At 62.7% G+C, this 9,503-nt stretch carries 12 protein-coding genes; 3 read left to right on the top strand and 9 right to left on the bottom strand.

Annotation, left to right across the window (positions count from 1 at the left end):
- Nucleotides 1-98: 98 nt before the first annotated feature.
- The 8 genes from recX to R4P64_RS15665 all read right to left on the bottom strand — a co-directional run bounded on the left by recX (nucleotide 99) and on the right by R4P64_RS15665 (nucleotide 6,549).
- Complete coding sequence (gene recX, locus R4P64_RS15700) at nucleotides 99-710, bottom strand: recombination regulator RecX (protein WP_072782495.1); 612 nt, start codon at nucleotides 708-710, stop codon at nucleotides 99-101.
- An 8-nt stretch (nucleotides 711-718) separates the two neighbouring features.
- Nucleotides 719-1,756, bottom strand: a complete 1,038-nt coding sequence (recA, locus tag R4P64_RS15695) for a recombinase RecA (protein WP_033234999.1) — start codon at nucleotides 1,754-1,756, stop codon at nucleotides 719-721.
- A gap of 193 nt (nucleotides 1,757-1,949) precedes the next feature.
- Nucleotides 1,950-2,144 carry a DUF3046 domain-containing protein gene (locus R4P64_RS15690; protein WP_033235000.1) on the bottom strand — a complete coding sequence of 65 codons (195 nt, stop codon included), beginning with the start codon at nucleotides 2,142-2,144 and terminating at the stop codon, nucleotides 1,950-1,952.
- Between the two features lie 47 nt (nucleotides 2,145-2,191).
- Nucleotides 2,192-3,355, bottom strand: coding sequence for a glycosyltransferase (locus tag R4P64_RS15685; protein WP_317821597.1), 1,164 nt, complete (start codon nucleotides 3,353-3,355; stop codon nucleotides 2,192-2,194).
- A gap of 32 nt (nucleotides 3,356-3,387) precedes the next feature.
- Nucleotides 3,388-4,932, bottom strand: coding sequence for a glycerol-3-phosphate dehydrogenase/oxidase (locus R4P64_RS15680; protein WP_317821595.1), 1,545 nt, complete (start codon nucleotides 4,930-4,932; stop codon nucleotides 3,388-3,390).
- A gap of 4 nt (nucleotides 4,933-4,936) precedes the next feature.
- Complete coding sequence (locus R4P64_RS15675; RefSeq protein WP_033234835.1) at nucleotides 4,937-5,575, bottom strand: TetR/AcrR family transcriptional regulator; 639 nt, start codon at nucleotides 5,573-5,575, stop codon at nucleotides 4,937-4,939.
- Nucleotides 5,576-5,640: 65 nt separating this feature from the next.
- A complete protein-coding gene (locus tag R4P64_RS15670) occupies nucleotides 5,641-6,354 on the bottom strand; it encodes a PIG-L deacetylase family protein (RefSeq protein ID WP_219111613.1) in 714 nt (237 codons plus the stop codon).
- An 18-nt stretch (nucleotides 6,355-6,372) separates the two neighbouring features.
- On the bottom strand, nucleotides 6,373-6,549 hold the full coding sequence (locus R4P64_RS15665; RefSeq protein WP_033234837.1) for a hypothetical protein: 177 nt from the start codon (nucleotides 6,547-6,549) through the stop codon (nucleotides 6,373-6,375).
- Nucleotides 6,550-6,778: 229 nt separating this feature from the next.
- Here R4P64_RS15665 and R4P64_RS15660 point away from each other — a divergent pair, with 229 nt between their 5' ends.
- Genes R4P64_RS15660 through R4P64_RS15650 form a run of 3 tightly spaced genes read left to right on the top strand, consistent with a single transcriptional unit; the run spans nucleotide 6,779 to nucleotide 8,665 of the window.
- A complete protein-coding gene (locus R4P64_RS15660; protein WP_033234838.1) occupies nucleotides 6,779-7,375 on the top strand; it encodes a biotin transporter BioY in 597 nt (198 codons plus the stop codon).
- Nucleotides 7,376-7,382: 7 nt separating this feature from the next.
- Nucleotides 7,383-8,063, top strand: coding sequence for an energy-coupling factor ABC transporter ATP-binding protein (locus R4P64_RS15655; RefSeq protein ID WP_033234839.1), 681 nt, complete (start codon nucleotides 7,383-7,385; stop codon nucleotides 8,061-8,063).
- Nucleotides 8,060-8,665 carry an energy-coupling factor transporter transmembrane component T family protein gene (locus tag R4P64_RS15650; RefSeq protein WP_033234840.1) on the top strand — a complete coding sequence of 202 codons (606 nt, stop codon included), beginning with the start codon at nucleotides 8,060-8,062 and terminating at the stop codon, nucleotides 8,663-8,665. Before R4P64_RS15655 ends, R4P64_RS15650 begins: the two co-directional genes overlap by 4 nt.
- 12 nt (nucleotides 8,666-8,677) lie before the next feature.
- Here the strand turns inward: R4P64_RS15650 and pspM are convergent, their stop codons facing one another.
- Nucleotides 8,678-9,460 (bottom strand): phage shock envelope stress response protein PspM, encoded by a 783-nt coding sequence (gene pspM, locus R4P64_RS15645; protein WP_245005988.1) that lies wholly within the window; start codon nucleotides 9,458-9,460, stop codon nucleotides 8,678-8,680.
- Nucleotides 9,461-9,503 lie beyond the last annotated feature (43 nt).

Raw genomic sequence — 9,503 nt, 5'->3', positions numbered from 1 at the left:
GGGTGTGTCACCAAATTCGGTGACACACCCCGCTTCTAGTTTTGTCGCCTACGGCTCCGCGTAGTTTTGTCGCCTACGGCTCCGCGTAGTTTTGTCGCCTACGGCTCCGCGGCAGCCATCTCGGCTTTGACGACCTCGTACGACATGCTCGCCGAGTAGCCCTTGCGCGCAAGCATCGCCACCAGACGTCTCATCACCTTGTCGCGATCGTCGACCGGCTTGTTACGCAACTTCTTTCGAACGAGATCAGCTGCCCGCTCGCGCTCGTCTTCGGCATCGATCTGCGACAACGCTTCAGTTGCCACATCCTGATCGACGCCCTTGAGTCGAAGCTCGACGGCCAACGCCTTCTTGCCCTTGCCTGAATAGGTGTGACGTGAATGCACCCACTGGTTGGCAAAATCCGCGTCGTCGATGAGACCGATCTCCTGGAGACGATCGAGTGCCCGAGTAATAATGTCGGTCTCGTATCCCCGGCTGATCAGCTTCTTTTCCAACTCGGACCGACTGCGCGCGCGGTCACTCAGGAGGCGCAGGCAAGCATCCTTTGCCTGCGCCTCCGTGCCACCCTCGGCGCGCTGTGTACCTTCGCCGCGCTGCCTGCGTTCGCCGCGGTGATCGCTGCCACCACGGCTGCCCGCCCGATCGGACCGCGAGCGAGACCGTCGATAACCGGTGTCGCTGCCACCGTCATCGTCGATGTACTCCATGACAGGGATCAGAAGTCGGCGGGAGCTTCATCGGTAGCGGTGACATCGGCACCGATACCCAGCTTTTCCTTGATCTTCTTCTCGATCTCGTCACGGATATCGGTGTTCTCCAGCAAGAACTTTCGAGCGTTTTCCTTGCCCTGACCCAACTGGTCGCCTTCGTAGGTGTACCAGGAGCCGGACTTACGGATGAACCCGTGCTCGACACCCATGTCGATGAGCGAGCCTTCCTTGCTGATGCCCTGGCCGTAGAGGATATCGAACTCGGCCTGCTTGAACGGCGGAGCGACCTTGTTCTTGACCACCTTGACGCGGGTGCGGTTACCGACTGCGTCGGTACCGTCCTTGAGCGTCTCGATACGGCGGATGTCCAGACGGACAGACGCATAGAACTTCAAAGCCTTACCACCGGTGGTGGTTTCGGGTGAACCGAACATCACACCGATCTTCTCGCGAAGCTGGTTGATGAAGATGACGGTGGTGCCCGAGTTGTTCATGGCACCGGTGATCTTTCGCAGTGCCTGGCTCATCAAACGAGCCTGGAGACCGACGTGGCTGTCACCCATTTCGCCTTCGATTTCGGCGCGGGGAACAAGTGCTGCCACGGAGTCGACAACGATGATGTCGAGAGCGCCGGAGCGGATCAACATGTCGGTGATCTCGAGCGCCTGCTCACCGGTATCGGGCTGGGAGACCAGCAGTGCGTCGGTATCGACACCCAACTTGGCCGCGTAATCCGGATCGAGTGCGTGTTCCGCGTCGATGAATGCAGCGATGCCGCCGTTGGCCTGCGCATTGGCAACTGCGTGCAATGCAACGGTGGTCTTACCCGAGGATTCCGGGCCGTAGATCTCGACGACTCGACCACGAGGCAGGCCGCCGATGCCCAGCGCGACATCGAGCGCGATGGAACCCGTGGGGATCACCGCGATGGGCTGGCGAACGCCTTCGCCCAAGCGCATCACCGAACCCTTGCCGAAATTCTTGTCGATCTGCGCCAACGCGAGGTCGAGCGCCTTGTCCCGATCTGGTGCCTGTGGTGCCATCGTGATCCCCATTCTCAAGTCTCTTCAGTGGTGTTGCGATCAGAGTAGATCCGGCTACCGACAAACTTTTGATTCATCGTGCCGACCCACTCGAACCCTGCAGTCGCGGAAGCGGCAGTTACCACCGAACACACTCAGCATAGACGAACATCTGTTCGAAACACAGGCAAGGATCGAACATTGCCGAAACAAACTAGCGACGCGACGGCGGCACGTCGAACTCCGCGCACAACGCTCGCCACACCTCGCGGGGGTCCTGGCCTGCCTCGATAGCCTCTGCGGCAGTCAGTCCGCCAAGGCTCAGGATGACGTGGTCGAGCAGCATCGAGTCACCTCGTACCTGCCCGAACTCTTCTCGTACCAATTCGTGAAACTCGGTCAATCGCACGGGCGCCACGGTAGTCCACCCAGGCAGCTGTGCACACTCCGCACAGGTCAGGCCGCCACTCCCCCGGCCACAACTTCCCGACACACCGCCACCGGGTCGCGGACGTCGGATGCCGTCGCCGCGGCAGCGCCGGCCGCGTCGGCGAAGCTGCGCTGGGAGAGAACCTGCAACACCGCGTCCCTGATGGATCCGGCATCAGCCGGTCGTACGATCACCGCACTACCGGCGCGAGCGGCACGATTGGCCAACTCCCACTGATCGCCGCCGCCGGGAACAACCACCGTCGGCACGCCGGCCGACAGAGCCTTCGCCAGCATTCCGTGGCCACCTCCGCACACCAGAACCGAAGCGTCGCGCAGCATCACGTCCTGACGGCCGAGCCCGGCACGAACCCAATCCGGATACAGCGTGTCCGAACCGTCGAGAACCGACGCGATCAGCCGCAGCCCTGACCCTTCCAGGCCGTCGACGGTCTGCTCGAGCATTCCCACCGCGCCGGTGTGCGCGGTCGACGGCGCCACCATGACCAACGGTTCCGAACCTGGCGGCGGTTCCAGAATCTCGCGAGTCGGTTCCCATAACAACGGGCCGACGACGTGCGCGTGGGCAGGCCAATCCGGCCGCGGAACTTCCAGCGCTGGAATCGTCGCGATCAATCGTGCATGTGGACCTGGATCTACTGCGGGTAGTCCGACTCCGACGCGCGCCTCGGATCGCTGGGCCAGTCCTTGTTTGATCGAACGACCCGTTGCCGCTCGCATCACGGTGTCGCGCAGGCGTCCGCGAAACCCGACGCCGGGAGCCAACCCGCTCCCGATGGGCGGCAGGCCTCGGGACGGCGAGTACAGCGGATGAGGCGAGAGCTCCACCCACGGAATTCCCAGTCGCTCGGCAGCCAATCCACCTCCGGCAGTGAGGATGTCCGAGACCACCAGATCCGGGGCTACCGCTTTCAGATCGGGCAGCAGTTCGGTCGAGATGTACGCCGCCCGCGAGTGGATCCGCGCACCGGCGTCAAGGTCGTCGTCGCCGGGCCTCGGCGCCAAGCCTTTGAGAGGTTCGGTGTTCACTCCCGCAGCACGGGCCTTCTCCACCCATCTCGACCCGGTAAACAGGATCGGCTCGTCGCCCGCGGCGATCAGCGCCAGCGACAACGCTATTGCGGGAAAAGCATGACCCGGGTCCGGCCCGGCAACAACGGCTACTCGCACCGCATCAGCGTGTCACACGCCACAACGACCGGTCATACCGCCCGGAATGCCTGCTCCGCCTCCGGCAACGCACGTTCACGATCGGAAGCCACCAGACCGATACGCGTCCGACGATCCAGGAGATCGTCCACGTCGAGTGCCCCCTCGTGAGACACCGCAAAGGCGAGTTCGGCGGCGCAGATATCCAGCCCGGCTACCTGACGAAGTCCGTCATCGCCCAATCCGACCACCGCTTCTGCTTCGGTGCCGTACCGCGCCACCAGCCCGGCGGGCGCTCGAACCTGGTCCAACACAGCGCGCGACGCGGCACCGACCAACGGCAGGTTGCGCGTTCGGCACGGACCCGCGTTCAATCCGCCCGCTTCGACCGCGCAGTCGACGGCGTCTTCCGCCATCTTGCGATACGTCGTGAGCTTGCCACCGACAACCGTGATCACATCGGTTGCCGACCGGACCACCGCGTGATTACGCGACAGGTCAGCAGTCGATCCCCCGCCGGTATCGAGCAACGGTCGCAAACCCGCAAAAGTGCCGAGCACATCGGCCCGGGTCAACGGAACTTCCAAAGCCGTATTGACCGTAGCGAGAAGGAAATCCACTTCCGCATCCGACGCTTGCGGTACGTCGGGTACGGGGCCGGGCGCCGCTTCGTCGGTCAAACCGAGATAGATCCGGCCGAGTTGCGCCGGCAACGCGAAGACAAACCGATTGGTCTCACCCGGAATCGGAACCGTCAGTGCGGCAGTGGGATTACCCAGCGATTTCGCGTCGAGCACCAAGTGCGTGCCGCGACTCGGACGCAGGGTGATACTGGGATCCACCTGATCTGCCCACACGCCCGTCGCGTTGACCACTGTCCGAGCCCGCAGCAGAAACTCGGTTCCGGTCAACTCGTCTCGCAACGTCGCGGACGTACCGGACACCTCGTAGGCACCCACCCTGGTCAGAATCCGAGCACCGAAAGATGCCGCTGTGCGGGCGATGTTCACAACCAGTCGAGCGTCGTCGATCAACTGACCGTCGTAGGCCGTCAGCGCACCACGAAGGTCCGCCTGCCGTACCGCCGGCACCAACTCTCGTGCCCGAGACGCGCTCACCGCGCGCGAGCGAGGCAACACCGACGACGGTGTCCGAGCCGTTGCCCGCAAGACGTCACCGGCTAGAAATCCGGTACGCACCAAGGACTTTCCGAAGAACGACGTCTGCGGGAGCAACGGTACGAGTTGCGGCATCGCCCGTACGAGATGCGGCGCCGTTCGCGTCATGAGGATTCCGCGTTCGACAGCACTCTCACGGGCAATACCGATATTTCCCGACGCAAGATACCGAAGTCCGCCGTGAGCGAGCTTGGAACTCCACCGACTGGTACCGAAGGCCAGGTCGTGCTTGTCCACCAACACAACGCTCAGGCCACGCGTCGCGGCGTCCAAAGCCACACCGACACCGGTGATTCCGCCGCCGATAACCAGAAGATCCACAGAACTTCCGCGTGAGAGTTCGTCCCACTCGCGTGTCCGACGGGCGGCGTTGAGCGCCGACGGATCGGCATTCGGTGCACTGCGATCGCTGTCGGCCATCGTTCTAACCGTCCGTTCCTGCAGTCGGCGTCAGGTACGCCGACACCGCAATTCTCAACTGCTGCACCGCTGCATCGGCAGAAAGTCGATCCTGCAGTGTCGGTGCCGAGAACACCACCGACTGTGCCATCAGCAACAGCATGGACGCTATCTCGTCAGCATTTCCGTGACGGATCGATCCGTCCTGCTGCCCGGCTGTCACCACAGCAGTCATGAGTTCGAGTATCGACTTCTGGCTGGCACCAATGCGATCCACGATGTAGGTGGTCAGCAATTCCTGATCCGTCGACCGGATCTTCACGAACAGCGGATGATCGCGGATCTCGGCGACAACGTCGACCACTGCGGAGAGAAGAAGATCCCGAGCCGAACCCGTCGTCTGTATGTCGGGGAGGACCTCCCGAATTTCGCGAGTGAGGAGGTCTGCGACAACTGCTCTGGTATCCGTCCAGCGCCGGTAGACCGTCGGCCGGCTGACGCCGGCGCGCCGAGCGATCTCGGCCAACGTGGTGCGCTGCATACCGAAATCGAGCACGCACGATCGCGCGGCATCAAGAATGAGATTGTCGATCGCGAGGTTTGGAGTGCGCTGACCGTCGCCCTTTCGCGGCAGGACTTGATCATCTGCGTTACGGATTGCCATCGTCTGTAACACGCTACCCGACGCGCCGTCCGGCAGTGCGACTAGTACACGGCGTGTTCCGACTATCAGAAATAGTACAACTCGAACCCGACGGCACGGTCGGCCTCGAAGCCGGGCTTCGGCCCCGACACCATGTCGATCTGAGCCTGCGCCTGCACGCGTACCGGAATCTCACTCAGCGCCGCCAGATACCGTGAATGCTCGGCCAAGGAATCCACCGCTCGCGCCACCGTTGTACTCACGTCGACGCCGTGAGTCGGTGTCATCGAATTCACTGCAACCCACCGAACTCCGGTCCACGGTTCGAGTCCGACGTCCGACAGTTCCGGAAAGATCCACTCGTTGGCCGCGTCCGCGGTCGCGTCAAGGACACTGATTCCCAGCGCTCGATGATCGGCACTGTTGAGATAGCCAGGGCCCCAGGTGTTCGAGAAGTTCATCGTCACCACCAGTTCCGGCCGGTGCCGCCTGATCGCGGCTGCCAAGACGGAACGCAATTCGAGTCCGGCAATCAGTCGACCATCAGGAAGACCCAGGAACTCGACTTCACTCACTCCCACAACAGCGGCGCTGCGACGCTCTTCTGCCTCGCGGATGGGTCCGGACTCCGCCGGCGGCAGTCCTGCAATCCCGGCTTCCCCGCTCGTCGCGAGTACGTATCTGACGTCCTTGCCTTGATCCGTCCAGCGGGCTACCGCTGCAGCTGCGCCGTACTCGATGTCATCCGGATGGGCGACGACCACAATCGCGCGCTGCCAGTCCTCGGGGAATGGTTCCATACCGCACGATTGTGCCTGTCACATCCTCGAAACGGGTGTGTTTTCATCGTTGCCCGACATCGCCTTCACGAGGAAGTAGATGCCGACGCCCAGCGCGCCGACCACCAGAATCCAGAACAGACCCTTGATCAACGCGCCGACCACTGCAAGCGCGATCCACACGAGGACCACAGCCAACACGATTTTCCAGAACATGACGTACCTTCCTTGCCGTGAGCTTTCGGACTGGCTTAGAGAAAGTCCGTGACACCAGCCTGACACGTTCGGCCGGACAAAGCAGCAGCTCACCGGCAAGATCAGGTAAAGATCAGGGTTCACCCTGATCAACCATGACGAGACTGGGCATGCATCCAAAACACCCGTGATTCGCGCTGACGTAGACTCGCGAAGTTCCATCCAGTACGCCCTAAGGAGCACGTTCGCCGTGTCTACCACCCGAATTCCGGCCCGCGACCTCGCGCACGTTGCAGTGTTCGCGGCCCTCATCATCGCGTTGGGTCTACCGGGGGCGATCAACATCGGAATCTCCGGTGTGCCGATCACCCTTCAATCACTCGGTGTGATGATGGCCGGTGCGCTCCTCGGGCCTCGCAAGGCCGTACTGGCGGTGCTGACCGTGATCGCGCTCGGCCTGGTCGGGCTACCGGTGCTCGCCGGCGGGCGGACTGCATTATTTGCGCTGTCGAGTCCCACTGCCGGGTTCTTGATCGGCTGGATACCTGCGGCGTTTGTCATCGGATGGCTGACGACGAAGATGCTCCCGAAGTACCGAATCATTCCTGGAATCGGCATCAACCTTCTCGGCGGTGTTGTTGTTCTCTACCTCTTCGGAATCGCCGGGATGATGATCCGTGGACACATGACCTTCCTCGCCGCGTGGACCGCCAACGCCGCCTTCATCCCCCTCGATGCTGCGAAAGCCGTTGTCACCGCAGTGGTCGCCGCTCAGGTCCATCGTGCGTATCCGGCACTGCTTCGTGACAGCGTCGCCGCACGCGCAAAAACAGCAGTGGCGAACTGATTCCTCGATGAGCGAGATCATCTTCGAAGGCGTCGGGCACAGTTTCGGCGAACGCACCGTGCTCGATCGTGTCGACCTGACACTGACCGAGCAGCGCATCGGGATTGTCGGTGCAAACGGAAGCGGCAAGTCGACGCTAGCCCGCATGATCAACGGATTGGTGATTCCGGCAACAGGTTCCGTCCGTATCGACGGTTTGGATACCGCCAAGAAGGGACGCGACGTACGCAAGCACGTCGGCTTTGTGTTCACCGATCCCAATCATCAGATTGTCATGCCGACCGTCGCCGAGGACATCGAGTTTTCGCTGCGGCGAAGCGGACTCGGCAAGGCTGAACGGGCCCAGAAAGTCTCGTCGGTCCTCGAGCGCTTCGGATTGGCGTCACACAGCGACCATCCCACCCACCAACTGTCCGGCGGTCAGAAACAACTTCTTGCCCTGGCCGCCATCATGGTGACCGAGCCGAAGGTACTGGTGGCGGACGAACCGACAACGCTGCTCGATCTGCGCAACTCGCAGCTCATCAGCTCTGTCTTCGCGTCCCTCACACAGCAGTTGATCGTGGTGACCCACCAACTGGATCTGCTCTCCTCGTTCGATCGAGTTCTGGTGATCGATCGAGGGCTTGTCGTGGCCGACGGCCCGCCCGCGGAGTCCGTCGACTTCTACCGTTCCCTCGTCTCGTGACCACACTCGGCCACTACCGCGCCGGCACGTCCATCCTCCATCGGGCGCGGCCTGGCTACAAACTTCTCGCGCTGATCGTCGCAATCGTCGCGGTATCGGTATTCGTGCGCAGCCCTTGGCAATTGGTGCCACCCACCGTTGTTGTTGTTGCGCTCTACGTAGCCGCGCGGATTCCGTTCCGCATTGCGATCGCCCATCTGCGCCCGGCATTGTGGATGCTGCTGTTCATCGGCGGATTCCAGATACTCGTCGCCGGGTGGGAGCGCGCGGCCGTCGTCTGTGGCGTTCTGATCCTGTCGATCGCGCTGGCCGCGCTCATGGGTCTGACAACCCGCATTTCGGAAATGCTCGACGCCATCACGGCTTTCCTCACCCCGCTGCGCCGATTCGGGGTCAATCCCGAAAGAATCGCGCTCTTGCTGGCGATGACCATCCGGTGCATCCCGTTGATGTTCGAGGTCATCACACAGGTGTCCGAAGCACGCAAGGCCCGCGGTCTCGGCTTCTCACTGCGATCCTTTGCCGTTCCCGTCATCATCGGAACCCTCATGACCGCCGACGCGATGGGTGAGGCACTGGCTGCGCGCGGAGCTGACGACTGAACGCGGACCAGCTCAGCGATACTTCTGGGTGATCTCGTCGACCTCGCCGATCGCGTCGGCCAGGCTGGACAGACGCTCTGCGGCCGCGTGCAGAGCCGACAGTTCACGGTTGAATCCCACCAGGGCAGACGGGGTATGCGGCGCCGTCAAGGTGGCGGCTGAATTGACGAGATCCTCGTACTGACCGAGTCCGGCCTGCAGTTCGCGAACGGCACCTGCGATAGTCGGTTCGAGTGTCTCGGCAACCTTGGGGGTCGATGTCACGGCCCGTTCCATCGACGCGATATCGGACGACACCGCAAACATCGCGCGCAATGCGGAATCTGCAGTCACGGTGATCTCGTCGAGTTCGCCGGGATCGATGGTGTCTGCGCGTCGCAGCACACCAAGAATTTCGAACAGCGACGTTTCTGCTCCGACCAGTCGTGACATCGGTATGAACGCGCGCGAGGACGACGGTGGCAGTCGCCGCCGGATCGGAGCGGGCGGCGGCCCGGCGTTCATCGCCCGGTAGCGCCCGACCGCAACAACAGCGGGTACCGCAAACAATGCGGCTCCCCCACCAGCGACAACAACAGACCATTCCGGCGCCGACGCCACCGCAAGCCCGGCAGTGCCGATCACGGTTCCACCGGAGATGAATCCCCAGCGCTGAGCGCGTCGCCTCGCACGTGCTCGTTTGCGCTCGAATTTTGCCCGCGGATCTTGCCACCGCCGGGCTGCCTCCGCAGCGGACGCCGTCACTTCGCGGAGCGAATCTGCAGTACGGCCCAGCGCACCGAATGCGCCGGACATGGAAACAGGAACGGCCGACCTGGGCTCTCGCTCAGGCCGGCCA

This window comes from Rhodococcus sp. IEGM 1366, assembly GCF_033142425.1.
GTDB classification, from domain to species: domain Bacteria; phylum Actinomycetota; class Actinomycetes; order Mycobacteriales; family Mycobacteriaceae; genus Rhodococcus_F; species Rhodococcus_F globerula.
This window is presented reverse-complemented; position numbering and strand designations above follow the sequence as displayed.